We start from the raw sequence: 15,679 nt of genomic DNA, 5'->3' as shown, positions 1-15,679 counted from the left end.
ACTTCAAGTGATGCTGAATTTGAGTGCCGCGGAATCAGTTTTAAGAAAGCCGTGTTAGCTTATGCTAGCGCGGCTTTTTTATTGTCGTTGACGGGTTTGTTTTGTGTCGAAAATTGCTGGGAATTTTAGTAAGTGGCTGGCTCTACCGTTTTGAACTTGAATGATGTACGCAAAACCTACGGTGGACGCGCGGTACTGACGGGTTTGAACTTTTCGCTGAATGCGGGCGAGTGTGTTGCTTTACTGGGACCGAACGGTGCTGGAAAGTCCACTACGATTGCTTTGGCTTTGGGCTTGGCTCAAGCGGACACAGGCCTGGTGGAACTGCTTGGGAATAGACTTCCCGACGCAGGGCACATTGCCAGGCAGGATGTGGGCGTTGTGCCCCAATACGACGCTTTGGACCCCGATTTCACGGTATTCGAGAACTTGATGGTGTTTGGTCGCTATTTCGGTCTGCACGGCAAACGATTGCGTGAGCGTGCAGAATTGCTGCTCAGTTTCTCTCAGTTGGTCAATCGCAGAAATGATTCAGTAGCCACGCTGTCTGGCGGTATGCGTAGACGTTTGATGCTGGCTCGTGCCTTAATCAATCAGCCAAAAGTATTGTTTCTTGATGAGCCAACTACGGGCCTGGACCCGCAAGCGAAACATGTGATTTGGGATCGATTGGTGGACCTGAAGCGTCAAGGGATGGCGATGTTGTTGACGACCCACTACATGGATGAGGCACAGCGCTTGGCGGACCGGGTGGCCGTACTGGATCATGGAAATATTGTGGCCTGTGACAAACCCCTCACGTTGATTCGCAAGGTAGTTGGCCACGCAGTACTGGAATTGTGGGGGACTGGCGCAGCACGTTGCGTGTCGCAGCATGTCAGTTCAAAGGGTGAGCCGATTGAGCAGCGAGGCGAGACTTTTTATTTCAGGAATGAAAAAGCCGACGAGATGTTGGAGGCATTGAAACGTTCGCCACAATCTGATGTGGATTATATTTATCGTCCGGGAAATCTGGAGGATGTGTTTTTCAGTTTGACTGGCAGGGCTTTGCGCGATGATTAATTTTCATGCGGTATTTCAGGTGTGGCGGCGAAACTTCTTGGTGTGGCGCAAGCTGGCGCTCCCATCGTTGCTTGGCAATGTGGTTGACCCGGTTATGGCACTGATGGCTTTTGGCCTGGGGCTTGGATCAATGTTGCCCAATGTGGGAGGTATGCCGTACCTGAACTACCTGGCCGTGGGGGCTGTATGCATTAGCGCTATGAATGCGCCCACTTTTGAAGCCTTGTACTCTGCTTTTTCACGCATGCACACTCAGAAAACATGGCAGGTGATCATGAACACGCCGGTTCGCCTGCGCGAGGTGGTGTTGGGTGAATGTAGTTGGGCTGCCAGCAAAGGTTTAATCAGTACGGGGGCGATGTTGTTGATCGTCGCACTCTTGGGTATTGGTGATGCGCAATTCTGGGTTTTGTCCTGGCTTGTGCTGATTCTTGCTTGTTTGATGTTTGCCGGGTTTGGGCTGTGCATCAATGCCAGGGCGCCCAGCTACGATTTCTTTATGTTTTATTTCACTTTGGTGGTAACACCCATGACATTCCTGTCAGGTGCATTTTTCCCCAGGGAGCAGTTGCCTGAGTGGTTGGAGGTGGTGGCTGACTACATGCCACTTTCGGTGGTGGTCGATGCACTCAGGGGAATTTATGCTCGTGATTTCAGCATGTTGCCGGCACTTTTGGCGCAAATGGCTGTCTACGCCACAGTGGGTATAGGGTTGGCGATATTTTTGACCGAACGCAGGTTTAGACGGAAAGGCGCATGAAGAATAATGCGGAACGATGTTGGGTGGCTTACTCCACGGTCGACTCACATGTGCATGCCACGGCGTTGGCACATCGTTTGGTGGATGAGCAGTTGGTGGCCTGTGTGAATATTGTGGGTCCGGTGGAGTCGGTGTATCGCTGGCAGGGAAAGGTCGAGCAGGCCAAGGAATGGATGTTGATGATGAAGTGTTCCGAATCGCAATGTGCGGAATTGAAACGTGCACTGACCAATCTGCACGGTTATGAGGTACCTGAGTTGATTCTGTTGCCTATAACCGATGGGCACATGCCGTACCTGAACTGGATTGCCGAGAGTGGCAAGGAGTTTGGGCATGATTGAGCGAAACGTGCGCTGGATGTTGCCTGCGTTGTTGTTGCTAACAAATTTGTGGATGGGGTTGAGCCACGCCCGTGCCAATGATTTTTTACCGCCCGAAGAAGCGTTTCAGTTTACTTTGAGTGTGCAAGATCCCGCCTGTGTTGAGGATTGCCTGATCGATGTGCGCGCCAAGGTGGCGCCCGAGTATTACCTGTACCGTGAGCGTTTTGCGCTTGAGAACCCGATGAATTTGCCAGTGTTCGAATTTGTCCAGTTACCGCGGGGGGATCGTAAGTTTGATGAGTTCCTGAATCAGGAGATTGAGGCGCTGCGTGGCGAGATGGTGTTCCAAATTCGTTATGGTTTGGGTGATAACCCGGCGGATCTGGCCAAGGCGGTCATGATTTCTCAAGGGTGCGCGGACGCAGGTTTGTGTTACCCGCCGATGGCCACGCCGGTGGCATTCAAGGACAGTGGTTTGTTCGGTGGTGTGTTAGGTGGGGGAGTCAGCACGTTCTTCGGGAAGAAACCGGATTCCTCTTCCACGAACAGCCGGCAATCCAGCGCTGGTTTGCCAGCAGATGAGGCGGGCGACCTGGCAAGCAGGTTGGCAGCCCAGTCATGGCTGGTTGTGCTGCCGGTGTTTTTTGGATTGGGTTTGCTGTTGGCTTTTACGCCTTGTACTTTGCCGATGTTGCCTATTGTCAGCAGTCTCGTAGTAGGGCAACAGGCTGGTGGTCAGGGGGCAGTGGGTAAGGCAAGACCAATGGCTTTGGCCCTGGTGTATGTACTCGGCATGGCCATGACCTACGCTTTGTTGGGCGTGCTGGCCGGACTGACGGGGCAAAGTCTGGTCATGGCGATGCAACAGCCTCCAGTGTTGTGGGCTTTTGGCGGTGTGCTGGCTTTGCTGGGGGTTGCTCTCTTGATGGGTTATTCGCTGCAATTGCCGGCAAGCTTTCAGGGTTGGCTGCAAGAGAAAACCGGTCGTCTGAAAGGTGGGCAATTCATTCCTGTGTTGGTCATGGGCGTGTTGTCGGCTCTGTTGTTGGGTCCGTGTGTGGCGCCGCCCTTGGCTGGCGCCTTGTTGTATATCGGACAAACTGGTGACGCAGTTTTGGGTGGCGCAGCTTTGTTTTTGCTGGCCCTGGGCATGGGCTTACCGCTGGTGCTGTTTGCCGCAGGCGCAGGTGCAGCCTTGCCAAAAGCCGGTGCCTGGATGAGTTGGGTGTCGGCCGCATTCGGTTTTGTGTTGTTGGCTGTGGCGGTGTGGACAATTACGCCAGTGACGCCGGTGTGGCTCATTATGGCGATGTGGGCTTTGCTGGCGTGTATGACTGCAGCGGCCTTGTTTCATGGCGCAAGTAGCATGGCGACCATGGGCTCACGAGGCAAGGTGATCAGCAAGACATTTGGTTTGTTGTTTACGCTCTTGGCTTTGATTTACCTGATGGGCCTTTTTTCCGGCTCAGGCAGCCTGCTTCAGCCATTGGCTGGCTTGAATGGGCAGCCAATGGGTGCCAACGGAGTGTCTCAACAACTTGCGACAGGCAAGCCTGCGTTCGAGAAGGTGCGCAGTGAGGAGGTTGTGAGTTTGATTGACTCGAGCCAGCAGCCTGTCATGCTCGACTTTTACGCAGACTGGTGTGTGAGTTGCAAAGAGTTTGAGCTGTTCACATTGACTGATGACGCGGTTAAAAAGAAGCTGGAAGGTATTCGTTTGGTGCAGGTAGATGTGACTGACAACACCGCGGGTGATCAGGCTTTGCTAAAACAATTCAGCCTGTTTGGACCACCGGCAATTTTGTTTTTTCCGGCTGGGCAAACAGAGTCTATTCATCAGGTGATCGGCTTTCAGAATGCAAAGCGTTTTGAGCAGACCTTGAGCCAGATCCGTCCCAGCCTTGGTTTGTAAGCCGGAACACGATTCAGGGTTTGCCGAGGTGATTACGGCCTTTGATCCAGAAGATCAATCCGATTGAAACGATGCTGGACAGGCCCATGAGACCCAGGCTGATCCAGAACCCATTCGGATTATTCAAGAAAGGTATTTCTTCGAAGTTCATGCCAAAAATGCCGCTGATGAGCGTGAGCGGCATGAACAAGGCGGTCAGCATGGTCAAAACTGTCACGATTTCATTGGTTTTGTGGGCCGTGGCGGAGAAGTGAAGTTGCACCGCAGTTTCTGTATTTGCACCCAAGCGGCGAGTGAGACTGACGACTCGTTCCAGGTGTTCAAGCGTGTCGCGTGCGTTCACTTGCAGGGCGGCGGCCATGCGGCCTTCACGTTCTTGGTCGTCTTGCCAGTCAGTGAGCGCATCGCGCTGGTCTTGAGCGACTGATTCCAGTCGATTCATTTCATTGCGAGCGGCGAGCAAGGCATTCCAGTCTTGAAAGCGTTTACGCGGATTGAGCAAATCACGTTGCCAGCGATCCAGTTGTTCGGAAATTTCGACCCGGGTTTCCATGAAGCGGTCCACCAAATTGCTGACCAGCTGGATCATGAGTTCATCTGTACCTGCTGGGGCACGTTTGAACTTCAGGAAATTCTCAATTTCATTGAGCGATTTTTCAGGCGTACTGTCCACGAACTTGCGGGCCATTGCGAATGTGCGGCTGTCTTTGGGGCGGAACGTGACCAGCAGTTTTGGAGTGATGACAAAGAACACCGGGCGTGTCTTGATGCTGAGTCGGTTGTTTTCGTCAAACAGAGGTTTGCTGGACAGAGACCGGATAATCAGAATGTTGTAACCATCACCAATGTCGAAGTGACTGGGATGAAAGGTGTTGGCAAGGTCCTCCAGGTGCAGTTCGTCCAATTTGAAGCCAAGCAGGGATTCAACCGCCGGCAGCCAAGACAGCTCTTCATCGAGTTGTGTGTCGAGCCACAGAAACCCGTTCTCGGGCAGTTGGCTGGGCGCATCACTTAACTTCTTGATCTTGTCTTGAGTCAGATGCGTCCAGATTCCCATTCGAATTAACCCTGTTTCAGAAGTTTTGCCGCGTCGAGTGCGAAGTAAGTGAGAATGCCGTCTGCACCCGCACGTTTGAAGGCCAGCAAGGATTCAAGCATGACGGCGTTTTCATCCAGCCAGCCATTTTGTGCGGCCGCCTTGATCATGGCGTATTCACCGCTGACCTGATAAGCGAAGGTGGGGCGGGCGAATTTCTCTTTCACGCGCCATAAAATGTCCAGATAGGGCATGCCTGGTTTGACCATGACCATGTCGGCGCCTTCATCCAGGTCCATGCCGACTTCCAGCAGCGCCTCGTTGCTGTTGGCTGGGTTCATTTGATACACCTTTTTGTTGCTCTTGCCCAAGTTGCCGCTTGATCCCACAGCGTCTCGGAAGGGGCCGTAGAAAGCCGAGGCGTATTTCGCGGAGTAGGCCATGATGCTGGTGTGAATGCAGCGGTTGGCTTCGAGGGTTTCGCGAATGGCGCCAATTCGACCATCCATCATGTCGCTGGGCGCGACAATGTCGACACCGGCCTGCGCTTGAACCAAAGCCTGCATTTGCAGCACTTCGACGGTTTCGTCGTTCAGAACATACCCGTGTTCGTCAATCAGGCCGTCCTGGCCGTGGCTGGTGAATGGGTCGAGCGCGACGTCGGTCAGCAGCATCAATTCGGGAAAACGCTTTTTCAGTTCTCTCACTGCATGCGGCACCAGACCCTCGGGGTTGGTGGCTTCCTGGCCGTCAGCGGTTTTTTTGTCGGTTTCGATGACCGGGAACAAGGCCATAACCGGCACGCCCAATTCGAGGCATTGTTCGGCCTTGGCAAACAACAGGTCGAGGGACAGGCGTTCTACGCCGGGCATGGAGGCTACGGATTCACGTTTGTTGCTGCCGGGTACGACAAACACTGGATAAATGAAGTCGGCTGCACTCAAAGTGTGCTCAGACACGAGGCGACGCAGTGCATCGGTTCGGCGCAAGCGACGTGGGCGATGATAAAGGTGTTGGGTCATGATGTCGGTGGCTCAATTGCGGGTGTTTCGGAGGTGGGTGCTGGGGGGGCGAACCCAGTTCGACAGCTGGGTTTCCAGCTCGGTCATACCGATCTTTTTCAATGCGGACCAGAGTTGAACCGTGATTTCATGGCCATTCACCCGATACGGATCGAGGGCTTTTTGTGTGGAACGCAAGGCAAGTACCTGCTCTTGACGGTTGAATTTGTCGGCCTTGGAAAGCAGGATATGCACCGGCAACTGGCGATGCCCCACCCATTTGATCAAAGCATAATCAAGTTCAAGCAGACCGCGACGGCAATCTACAATGAGCACCGTACCCACCAGGCTGGGGCGTTCAGCCAAGTAGCTACCCAGCTCTTTGTCCCACACGCTTTGGCTGGTTTGCGCCAATTGGGCAAAGCCGTAGCCGGGAAGATCGACCAGGCGCGCAATTGGCTCAGCCTGCTCAATGACATGAAAAAAGTTGAGAAGCTGGGTGCGGCCGGGCATTTTACTGGCGTAGGCCAATTGCCGCTGTTTGCACAGGGTGTTAATGGCCGTGGACTTGCCGGCGTTGGAGCGCCCGGCAAATACGATCTCGGGGACGCTGGCGCCCGGGCATTCGACCATGCGAGACGCAGAGATCTCGAAATGCGTGTTGTGGAAATTGATTGTCATGCGCACATTTTAGATGCAAGACAGCCGCTTGAGTGGTTATAATCTAGGGTTTGTGAAAACTTTGCCGCGGTTGCGCCTTTGTTTGACGTGCTTGTGCTCTGATTGGGCCGGAGTTGACAGGGTTTTTTGGATCGCCGCACTATTTTTTGATGCACTTTTTGATGGGTTTGACCATGCTGAACAAGCTGACGACGCTTAAACTGAGTTCTCTGTTTGCCGCTTTGATGTTTTCAATGTCTGTGGCCCAGGCTGCCGGCCCCGTTGAAGTGTTCAAGCCCGACTTGGCCAAAGGCAAGGAAATCATGCAGCAGTGTGTGGCTTGCCACGGTGCCGATGGTAACGCCTCTGCCTCTATTTACCCCAAAATTGCGGGTCAGCATGCGGAATACCTGTACAAGCAACTGGTAAATTTCAAGCCAGGCAAGGATGGTGAAAAGCCGCTACGCGATAATGCGATCATGGCAGGCTTCGCGGCTGCTTTGTCTGATGAAGACATGAAGAACGTCTCCGCTTACCTGGCTGCCCAGAAGCAGACCTTGGGTTCTGCCAAGAACAAAGACACTTTGGCCTTGGGTGAAAAGATTTACCGTGGCGGTATTGCAGACAAGAAGATTCCGGCCTGTGCAGGTTGCCACAGCCCGAATGGCGCAGGCATTCCGGCCCAGTACCCACGTTTGGGCGGCCAGCACGCCCAGTACACAGAAAGCCAGTTGATTGCATTCCGTGACGGCGTGCGCAACAACAGTGAACAAATGACGGTGATTGCAAACAGGATGTCGGACAAGGAAATGAAAGCGGTGTCCGATTACATCGCAGGTTTGCGTTGAACATTTGACGCAATTGCCGGTCAAAAAGGGGCTAGAGAATAGCCCCTTTTTTTTCGACATGGGCAAAAGTCAGAAAAGTACACAGAGTTAACAGCGGGGAAGCGTGTGAGTAGTTCAGGGGACATCGCGAACAGTTTGAACCCACAAAGAATGGGCAGACAGTCATTTTGGGTCAGTTTGATGGAGTTGCTGGGCTCCATGCGTTTTGCAATCAGCCTGCTGACGCTGATTTGTATCGCCTCCGCGATTGGTACGGTGGTTGGTCAGGCTGATCCCTGGGTGAACTACGTGAACCAGTTTGGGCCTTTCTGGGCGTCTTTTTTTGAGCCCATGGGTTTGTTCCGAATTTACAACGCGCCATGGTTTATCGCTGTGATGGCGTTTTTGGTGGTGTCTACTTCCCTCTGTGTGTACCGCAATACGCCGAAGATGATCAAGGAAATGCGGGTGTATCGCGAGAACATTCGCGAGAACAGCCTGAGGGCATTTGCCCACCGGTGGGAGGGTCATTTCCGCGAAAGACCTGATGCACTCCCGGGCATCATCACCGAGTGGCTGGAGCACAAAGGTTTCAAAGTGAAGCAGTCGGTGCGTGAGAACGGCACCATGGTGGCCGCCAAGGCCGGCAGTGCAAATCGTTTTGGCTACATTGCGGCACATTTGTCGATTATTGTCATTTGCATCGGTGGGCTATTGGACAGTGGCGTACCTTTGCAGATTGCAGTGTGGGCAACTGGCAAAACGCCTGTGACCGGCGCTGAAATCACCGCGGGGATACCGGAAAAAGCGCGCCTGGCTGAATCGAACCCAAGTTACCGAGCCAATTTGCTCTTGCCAGAGGGTGAAACCAGCCGAGTGGCTGTGTTGAACACCGATGATGGTTTGCTGGTGCAAGACCTGCCGTTTGAGCTGACCCTGAAAGAATTCCGGATTGATTTTTACAGCACGGGCATGCCCAAACTGTTTGCCAGCGATGTTGAGGTTTTTGACCCAGACACTCAGGAGCGGTTCGAGGCCACCATTGAGGTGAATAAACCTTTGATCTACAAGGGTGTGACGGTGTATCAGTCCAGCTTTGATGATGGTGGCACCAAAGTTCAGCTCAAAGGCATTCCGCTGACGGGTGAGCGTGATTATCGCTTTGACCTCGATGGAGTGGTGGGCGGTGGCCGAGATCTCAGCCAGTTGCAAGGTGATCTGAGACAGGATTTGAAAGTGGAGTTTACTGCGTTCAAATCAATTAATGTTGAGGCATTGCCGGTGGACAATTCGGAGCAGGTCAGTGTGGATGATCTGGCTTTGGGCAATGCCGACGCGCTGTCGCCTTTCGAGACCAACCTGGCCAGCGTCTTGGGTCCGGGTGTGAAAGAAGATGCCAAGACCAAATTCACAAATATTGGCCCCAGCATTACTTACAAGCTGCGTGACCAGGCGGGGCAGGCCAGGGAGTTTCACAATTACATGTTGCCGATAAACCTGGACGGCGGACGTTATTATCTGGCGGGTGTTCGTGAAACCCCTGCGGATGGTTTCAAGTATTTGCGAATCCCAGTGGATGACAATGGTCAGCTGGATGGTTTTATGCGGTTTCGCGCTGCAGTTCAAAATGACGAAATACGAAAGCTTGCTGCCCGGCGATTTGCGAAGCAGGCCTTTGGCGATCGCCCGGATTCAGCCCAATTGGTGGCCAGTGTGGCTGACAGCGCTCAGCGTGCGCTCGAGCGGTTTGCTGGTGTGAATGGCGATCTGTCTGGTTTGCCTGCGATTGCCCAGTTCATCGAAAGCACGGTGCCAGAGGGCGAGCGCGAGAAAGCCAGTGACGTGATTATTCGTTTGTTACAAGGTACGATGTGGGAGGTTTATCAACTTTCACGCACCACCGCCAACTTGCCTGCGGCGGTGCCTGATGAGGTGCATGGACGGTTTGTACAGGATTCGCAAATTGCCCTGTCTGATTTGTCGTTGTATGGCGCGCCAGTAATGTTTCAGCTTGACCAGTTCGACGAGGTGAAGGCCAGTGTGTTTCAGTTGGCCAAAGCCCCGGGGCAATGGATCGTCTATCTGGGTTGTTTGTTTTTGTGCATCGGGGTATTTTCGATGTTCTACATCCGTGAGCGCAGGGCATTTTTCTGGGTCACGCAGGATGAGGACGGTTCTAAAGTGATGATGGGCATGTCCACCACTCGAAAGACCATGGATTTTGAAAAAGAGTACGAGCAGTTTGTAAATGAATTGAACAGCAGGGCTGCGCCTAAAGCAGCCTCGGCAGGAGATGCGGTATGAGTTCGACCTGGATCAATCAAACCCCAGCGGGCGATAAGCCAGGCTTGCCCACGAAAAAGGCGGGTTGGTTTTCAAAATCATTTCACTGGAGCGACTTTGCGTTTGCCGCTTTGTTGGTGGCTGCTGCGGGTTATGCCTCGCAGCAATACCACAGCTTCATGGATATTTACGAGATCACCATTTTGTGGAGTTGTGTGCCAGTGACTGCCTACATGGCTTATCGCTGGGGATCACTGAAATGGTTGATTTTGACCGTAGCGGGCTTGAGCTTGCTGGCGATTTCAAGTTATGGCGGTGATTTGGCAGCCGCTGAGCAGAAGTTTTTCCTGAAGTATCTGCTTTCAAGTCAATCCGCCATCTTGTGGATGGGTGTGATGTTTGTGGTAGCCACTGTGTCCTACTGGATTGGTTTGGTGGGACGTTCACCCACAGCGGGTTTTGTAGGCACGGCGTTGACTTGGGGCGCGGTGGTGATGGGTTTTGCCGGCATGTTCATTCGCTGGTATGAGAGTTATCTGATTGGACCGGACGTGGGCCATATCCCGGTGTCAAACCTGTATGAAGTGTTTGTGCTGTTTGCCCTGATTACGGCGATCTACTACCTGTTTTACGAGCAGGTGTATAAAACCCGGCAGTTGGGTGCTTTTGTCATGTTGGTGGTGGTGGCCGCGGTGGGCTTTCTCGCCTGGTACGGCGTGGAGCGCCAGGCCTATGCAATCCAGCCCTTGGTGCCTGCCCTGCAAAGCTGGTGGATGAAAATTCACGTACCAGCCAATTTCATTGGTTATGGCACTTTCTCGATCGCGGCGATGGTGGCGTTCGCTTACCTGTTGAAGGTGTATGCCCATGCGCCCAGTATCAAGGCATTAATTCCCACGGGTATTTTGGGTGTGTTGATGTTCCTGGAGCCCATGGTATTTCGCACCGAAGGGATATCGATTTACTGGGCACTGTACCTGGGCATTGGTTGCGCCGTGGTGGGTGCGATTTTGCTGGCGCGCAAGCGCATTGCAGATGCCCTGCCCCCGCTGGAAGTACTTGACGACGTAATGTACAAGTCGATTGCCGTGGGTTTTGCATTTTTCACAGTGGCCACCATTTTGGGCGCATTGTGGGCTGCGGAGGCCTGGGGCGCATATTGGCAATGGGACCCGAAGGAAACCTGGGCGCTGGTGGTTTGGTTGAACTATGCTGCCTGGCTACACATGCGTCTGGTGAAAGGCCTGCGTGGCGTGGTCGCTTCCTATTGGGCTCTGGTGGGCTTGCTGGTGACCGGATTTGCTTTCCTGGGCGTGAACATGTTCTTGTCCGGTTTGCATTCCTATGGCGAGTTGTAATCAGGTCGGCGATTGGCGCAGCGAGCAATAAAAAAGCCCCGGTTCGTTGGAATCGGGGCTTTTTTCATACGTGGATGTAATTAAACGTCGAGTTCCGGGCGAAGCTGGTCTTCGATGGTTTCGCGCCGGCGAATCAAGGTAACTTTGCCGTTTTCCAAAAGTACCTCGGCTGCACGGCCGCGGCTGTTGTAATTCGAGGCCATGGTTTGGCCGTACGCACCCGCCGATAAAATGGCGAGGTAGTCGCCCTGTTCTATCGCCAGTGTGCGGTTTTTTGCCAGCCAATCTCCCGACTCGCACACGGGCCCCACAACGTCATAATCCTGCACAGCGGCATGGGGGTTGTTTTGTACAGCCACCACACCATGGAATGCTTTGTACATTGCCGGGCGCATCAGGTCATTCATGGCGGCGTCTACAATCGCGAAGTGTTTGCCTTCATTCTCTTTCAGGAATTCAACCTGGGTGAGCAAAACCCCTGCATTGCCTACAATGGAGCGTCCCGGCTCGAATGACAGGGTGGGCATACCGCGACCCTTGGCTTGAGCCCAGCTTTGAACTTTGCTGATTAATTTGGGCAGTACTTCGGCTGGCGTCGGTGGGGTTTCGTCCAGATATCGAATACCAATACCGCCGCCCAGATCGAGGTGATTGATTTCAATGCCCTCGGCTGCCAATTGGTCTAGCAACGCCAATACCCGGTCAAGCGCATCGAAATAGGGGCTTGCATCCGTGAGTTGAGAGCCAATGTGGCAATCAATGCCATGCACATTCAGCCATGGGTGAGAATTGGCAAATTGATAAACCCGTTTGGCCGCGTTCATCGACACGCCAAATTTGTTTTCTTTGAGGCCCGTGGAAATGTAAGGGTGGGTTTTTGCATCGACATCGGGATTCACGCGCAGCGACACATTGGCTTTCCGTTGCAATTTTTCGGCAACCAGGGCCACGCGCTCCATTTCGGCCTCAGATTCAACGTTGAAGCAGCCCACGCCTTGACCCAGTGCGTATTCAATTTCCTGCATGGATTTGCCCACGCCAGCGAATACAGCCTTTTCAGGTGCGCCACCGGCCGCAATGACACGGGCCAGTTCTCCGGCGGAGACGATGTCGAACCCTGCACCCTCTTGGGCCAGCAACTTCAGAATGTGAATGTTGGAGTTAGCTTTGACCGCGTAGCAGATGGTGACTTGGGCCAGACCCTGACAGGCACTGGCATATGCATGGTAAGCCGCTTTGATCGACGAGGCGGAATACACATACAGGGGGGTTCCGAATTCTTGTGCCAAACCGGACAGTTCGGTGTTCTCAAATTGAAGTTCACCACTGGCTGCATCGAACTGCAAGTAAGGGTTGAGATCGCTTGGATTCACTGAGTTGTTTTGCACGGTAAAATTTGCTCGAAAATTGTAGGTTTAGCGGTTTTGCTGTTGTTCAGGTTTGTCGTAGCCAGCAGGCTTGGGCAGGGGGGCTGGTGGCTCGGGTAAATAAAGTGGCCCGCGTTGACCGCAAGCACTCAGGCCCAGGGCAAACAAGGTGACAATGGCCAATATTCTTAGAGGTGATTTTTTCATGACAGACACGGAATTCCAGGCGGTGGTGGATGCCACTTTGGTTCAAGTAGAAGAGTATATTGAATCCTTGGTCGATACGCTGGACCTTGATGCAGATTCAATGCGCTCGGGCAATGTATTAACCCTTGATTTTGAAGACAAAGGCAAGATGATTTTGAACAGCCAAGTGGCCAACCACGAGTTGTGGCTTGCTGCAAAATCGGGTGGTTTTCATTACCAATACGCCAATGGTGAATGGTTAGACACCCGCAGTAAAACTCCGTTCAGAACTCATTTTGTTGAGCTGTTAAGCGGCCAATTGGGGCAACACTGCCCCAAGTTTTAGGCCATTTAATTATTGCCAAACAATCGTTCAATGTCATCCCGCGGCTGTTCACGTGGTCGCACAGGTGCTGCGTGACTAGTGCCATCACCCGCCGTGGGATTGCCACTGATGGGTGCTTCACCACTACCCTCGAGCATCCCTCCCAAGCCTTTCAGGAAGTTAAACAGACTCGGAATGTCGTCACCGCCACCGTTCACATCAATGCGGGCTACACCGTTGCCGGGTGTGTATTCGGAGTAATAATAATTTCCGTCGATGTATTCAATGCCAGGAGGAACAACCTGGGGCCTCTCTGGCAAATCAGCCAGCGCTACTTTCATGTAGTCAATCCAGATTGGCAATGCCAGACCACCACCGGTTTCGCGGGCGCCCAGATTGCGAGGCTGATCATAGCCGACCCAAGCCACGGCTGAAATGTCGGTGTTGTAGCCGGCAAACCAGGCGTCATGGCTGTCGTTGGTCGTACCCGTTTTACCCACAATATCTCCACGATTAAGCACTTTGGCCCGGGTGGCAGTGCCGCGCTCAACCACTTCGCGCAGAAGGCGGGTGGTCAGGAATGCATTGCGGGCGTCAATCACACGATTGGCTTCTTCACCCGCCACAGCGGGGCGCGCGCGCGCCACAATTCGACCGGTGCCATCGGTGATTTTTTCAATTAAATAGGGTTTTATCCGGTAGCCAGAATTGGCAAATACGGCAAATGCGCTCGCCATTTGTAATGGGTTTGTGGTGACAGCACCCAGGGCCATGGTGAGGTAAGGGGGCACATTGGCAGCAGGAAATCCGAATTGCGTGGCCCACCGCTGGCCGTATTGCGGGGTAATTTCTTGCAGCACACGAATGGACACCATGTTTTTCGATTTGGCCAGGCCTTCCTTCAGCAGCATGGGGCCATCGTACTTGCCATCGTAGTTTTTCGGGCTCCAGTCCTTGCCACCCGGGGTGTCGGCAGGCACAAAAATGGGCTCATCGGCCACCAGTGTGGTGGGTGTGATTCCCTTTTCAAGTGCAGCAGAATACACAAACGGCTTGAACGCTGAACCCGGTTGGCGAGTAGCCTGGGTGACATGGTTGAATTTGTTGCGGGAGAATTCAAACCCGCCGGACAGGGCGCGGATTGCACCGTCTTTGGTGCTGATGGCAATGAATGCAGCTTCCACTTCAGGCAATTGTGTCAGCATGGGTGGCTGGTCTTTGCGTTTCAGAATGCGAACCACCGCACCGCGTTTCAGTCGTTTATTGGCTGGGGCACGTTCATTTAACCAGCTTTCTGCAGGCTTCAGGCTTGCCCCAGTGAGTTTCAGGGGTTCACCAGCGCCTTGCGACACTACCACTTCAGTGGGGCTGGCTGACAACACCACTGCGCTCTGCAAAAAGCCGTAGTCGGTGTAGTCACTGATGTTGTCACCGATGACTTCTTCAGCTTCTTTGGGATCGTTGGGCAGTTCGATGTAGCCTTCAGGACCACGGAAAAATTGACGCAGTTCGTAATCCATCACGCTGTTGCGCAAGGCGCGCTGGGCAGCGCGCTGTTCTTTGGCGATCAAGGTTGTGGTAACGGTGATACCCGAGGTGTAGGCCTCTTCGCCATACATTTCAACCACAGCCTGGCGTGCCATTTCTGCTGCATAGTCGGCATTGATGGTCAGTCCGGTGGTGGCCTCGATGTCATCGCCGTTGGCTTTGCGATTGCGGTACACCAACTCGGTGTTCAAGGCTTCCTCAAACTGTGCATCATCCAGATACTCGAGGTCGTTCATGCGCCGCAGCACATATTCCTGGCGTACGCGTGCACGGCTTGGATTGACGATCGGATTGTAGGCAGAGGGTGCTTTCGGCAAACCAGCCAACATGGCTGCCTCTGCCGCATTGATGTCGCGCAGAGGTTTGCCGAAATAAACCTGCGAGGCAGATTGAAACCCGTAGGCGCGTTGACCCAGATAAATCTGGTTGATGTACAACTCCAGAATTTCATCTTTGCTCAGATTGTCTTCAATTTTGTAGGCCAGCAGCACTTCATACAGTTTGCGGGTCCAGGTTTTGTCTCGAGTCAGAAAGAAATTGCGGGCAACCTGCATGGTAATCGTGCTGGCGCCCTGTGTGCGCCCACCCGAGGTGACGTTGGTCACCAAGGCCCTCGCAACGCCCATGAAGTCAATGCCGCCATGTTCGTAGAACCGGTCGTCCTCAGCCGCCAGGATCGCTTGTTGCATGACCAAGGGCACTTCAGTGATGTCGACTGGCCGGCGACGTTCCTCGCCAAATTCACCAATCAGTACGCCATCTGAGGTCAACACGCGCAAAGGTACCTTGGGCCGGTAGTCAGTCAAGGTGTCGAGGTCGGGCAACTTCGGGAAAATGAGTGCCAGGGCAACACCCACAAGCAGTGCGCCAGACACGCCAAGGCCGATGAGTACGGTGAGCGTAGTCGCGATAAAGCCATCGGAGTGATGCTTGAGGCGGATTTTGTTTGAATTCACAGGTCGGAACAGGATTGGTGTTGGTGGCTACATTGTATCTGCCAACGCACGGGAATTTCCGATCGTTGACTCTAG

The 15,679-nt window shown here is 53.4% G+C and carries 13 protein-coding genes and 1 pseudogene; 8 read left to right on the top strand and 6 right to left on the bottom strand.

The features are described from left to right. Nucleotides 1–132 precede the first annotated feature (132 nt). Genes A0129_RS09085 through dsbD form a run of 4 tightly spaced genes read left to right on the top strand, consistent with a single transcriptional unit; the run spans nucleotide 133 to nucleotide 4,057 of the window. A complete protein-coding gene (locus tag A0129_RS09085; protein WP_291714374.1) occupies nucleotides 133–1,062 on the top strand; it encodes an ATP-binding cassette domain-containing protein in 930 nt (309 codons plus the stop codon). Then, on the top strand, nucleotides 1,055–1,822 hold the full coding sequence (locus A0129_RS09080) for an ABC transporter permease (protein WP_291714372.1): 768 nt from the start codon (nucleotides 1,055–1,057) through the stop codon (nucleotides 1,820–1,822). The genes A0129_RS09085 and A0129_RS09080 overlap by 8 nt, the downstream gene beginning before the upstream one ends. Continuing rightward, nucleotides 1,819–2,163 carry a divalent-cation tolerance protein CutA gene (cutA, locus tag A0129_RS09075; protein WP_291714370.1) on the top strand — a complete coding sequence of 115 codons (345 nt, stop codon included), beginning with the start codon at nucleotides 1,819–1,821 and terminating at the stop codon, nucleotides 2,161–2,163. Before A0129_RS09080 ends, cutA begins: the two co-directional genes overlap by 4 nt. Then, nucleotides 2,156–4,057 (top strand): protein-disulfide reductase DsbD, encoded by a 1,902-nt coding sequence (gene dsbD, locus A0129_RS09070; RefSeq protein WP_291714368.1) that lies wholly within the window; start codon nucleotides 2,156–2,158, stop codon nucleotides 4,055–4,057. The genes cutA and dsbD overlap by 8 nt, the downstream gene beginning before the upstream one ends. A 13-nt stretch (nucleotides 4,058–4,070) precedes the next feature. Here dsbD and A0129_RS09065 read toward each other — a convergent pair whose 3' ends face one another. Genes A0129_RS09065 through yihA form a run of 3 tightly spaced genes read right to left on the bottom strand, consistent with a single transcriptional unit; the run spans nucleotide 4,071 to nucleotide 6,775 of the window. Beyond that, nucleotides 4,071–5,114 carry a magnesium transporter CorA family protein gene (locus A0129_RS09065; RefSeq protein ID WP_291714367.1) on the bottom strand — a complete coding sequence of 348 codons (1,044 nt, stop codon included), beginning with the start codon at nucleotides 5,112–5,114 and terminating at the stop codon, nucleotides 4,071–4,073. A gap of 5 nt (nucleotides 5,115–5,119) precedes the next feature. Further along, nucleotides 5,120–6,115, bottom strand: coding sequence for a porphobilinogen synthase (gene hemB, locus A0129_RS09060; protein ID WP_291714365.1), 996 nt, complete (start codon nucleotides 6,113–6,115; stop codon nucleotides 5,120–5,122). A gap of 12 nt (nucleotides 6,116–6,127) precedes the next feature. Further along, nucleotides 6,128–6,775: a ribosome biogenesis GTP-binding protein YihA/YsxC gene (gene yihA / locus A0129_RS09055; protein ID WP_291714363.1), complete on the bottom strand. Its 648-nt coding sequence runs from the start codon at nucleotides 6,773–6,775 to the stop codon at nucleotides 6,128–6,130. A gap of 224 nt (nucleotides 6,776–6,999) precedes the next feature. On the opposite strand from yihA, the gene A0129_RS09050 reads away from it, so the two are divergent. The 3 genes from A0129_RS09050 to ccsB all read left to right on the top strand — a co-directional run bounded on the left by A0129_RS09050 (nucleotide 7,000) and on the right by ccsB (nucleotide 11,222). After that, on the top strand, nucleotides 7,000–7,602 hold the full coding sequence (locus A0129_RS09050) for a c-type cytochrome (RefSeq protein ID WP_291714400.1): 603 nt from the start codon (nucleotides 7,000–7,002) through the stop codon (nucleotides 7,600–7,602). Between the two features lie 105 nt (nucleotides 7,603–7,707). Then, nucleotides 7,708–9,885 (top strand): cytochrome c biogenesis protein ResB, encoded by a 2,178-nt coding sequence (locus tag A0129_RS09045; RefSeq protein ID WP_291714361.1) that lies wholly within the window; start codon nucleotides 7,708–7,710, stop codon nucleotides 9,883–9,885. Next, nucleotides 9,882–11,222, top strand: coding sequence for a c-type cytochrome biogenesis protein CcsB (gene ccsB / locus A0129_RS09040; protein ID WP_291714359.1), 1,341 nt, complete (start codon nucleotides 9,882–9,884; stop codon nucleotides 11,220–11,222). The genes A0129_RS09045 and ccsB overlap by 4 nt, the downstream gene beginning before the upstream one ends. 80 nt (nucleotides 11,223–11,302) lie before the next feature. Here the strand turns inward: ccsB and lysA are convergent, their stop codons facing one another. Together lysA and A0129_RS09030 are read right to left on the bottom strand one after the other, a co-directional pair. Further along, on the bottom strand, nucleotides 11,303–12,610 hold the full coding sequence (lysA, locus tag A0129_RS09035) for a diaminopimelate decarboxylase (protein WP_291714356.1): 1,308 nt from the start codon (nucleotides 12,608–12,610) through the stop codon (nucleotides 11,303–11,305). A gap of 33 nt (nucleotides 12,611–12,643) precedes the next feature. Continuing rightward, a pseudogene (locus A0129_RS09030) lies at nucleotides 12,644–12,796 on the bottom strand (lipoprotein); the annotation flags it as partial. Here A0129_RS09030 and cyaY point away from each other — a divergent pair. Further along, nucleotides 12,795–13,121, top strand: a complete 327-nt coding sequence (gene cyaY / locus A0129_RS09025) for an iron donor protein CyaY (RefSeq protein ID WP_291714354.1) — start codon at nucleotides 12,795–12,797, stop codon at nucleotides 13,119–13,121. The pseudogene A0129_RS09030 and the gene cyaY overlap by 2 nt on opposite strands. A gap of 5 nt (nucleotides 13,122–13,126) precedes the next feature. On the opposite strand, the gene A0129_RS09020 is transcribed toward cyaY, so the two are convergent. Continuing rightward, a complete protein-coding gene (locus A0129_RS09020) occupies nucleotides 13,127–15,604 on the bottom strand; it encodes a penicillin-binding protein 1A (RefSeq protein WP_291714353.1) in 2,478 nt (825 codons plus the stop codon). Between the last annotated feature and the right edge of the window lie 75 nt (nucleotides 15,605–15,679).

This window comes from Limnobacter sp. CACIAM 66H1 (assembly GCF_001601825.1).
Lineage (GTDB): Bacteria > Pseudomonadota > Gammaproteobacteria > Burkholderiales > Burkholderiaceae_B > Limnobacter.
Note: the sequence above shows the minus strand (reverse complement) of the source record. Positions and strands in the feature narration are given on the sequence as shown.

Bases quoted from the DNA above. Each gene is read 5' to 3' on its own strand.
- A0129_RS09080 (WP_291714372.1), top strand. From the start codon at position 1,055: ATGATTAATTTTCATGCGGTATTTCAGGTGTGGCGGCGAAACTTCTTG.
- cutA (WP_291714370.1), top strand. From the start codon at position 1,819: ATGAAGAATAATGCGGAACGATGTTGGGTGGCTTACTCCACGGTCGAC.
- dsbD (WP_291714368.1), top strand. From the start codon at position 2,156: ATGATTGAGCGAAACGTGCGCTGGATGTTGCCTGCGTTGTTGTTGCTA.
- A0129_RS09065 (WP_291714367.1), bottom strand. From the start codon at position 5,114: ATGGGAATCTGGACGCATCTGACTCAAGACAAGATCAAGAAGTTAAGT.
- hemB (WP_291714365.1), bottom strand. From the start codon at position 6,115: ATGACCCAACACCTTTATCATCGCCCACGTCGCTTGCGCCGAACCGAT.
- yihA (WP_291714363.1), bottom strand. From the start codon at position 6,775: ATGACAATCAATTTCCACAACACGCATTTCGAGATCTCTGCGTCTCGC.
- A0129_RS09050 (WP_291714400.1), top strand. From the start codon at position 7,000: ATGTTTTCAATGTCTGTGGCCCAGGCTGCCGGCCCCGTTGAAGTGTTC.
- ccsB (WP_291714359.1), top strand. From the start codon at position 9,882: ATGAGTTCGACCTGGATCAATCAAACCCCAGCGGGCGATAAGCCAGGC.
- cyaY (WP_291714354.1), top strand. From the start codon at position 12,795: ATGACAGACACGGAATTCCAGGCGGTGGTGGATGCCACTTTGGTTCAA.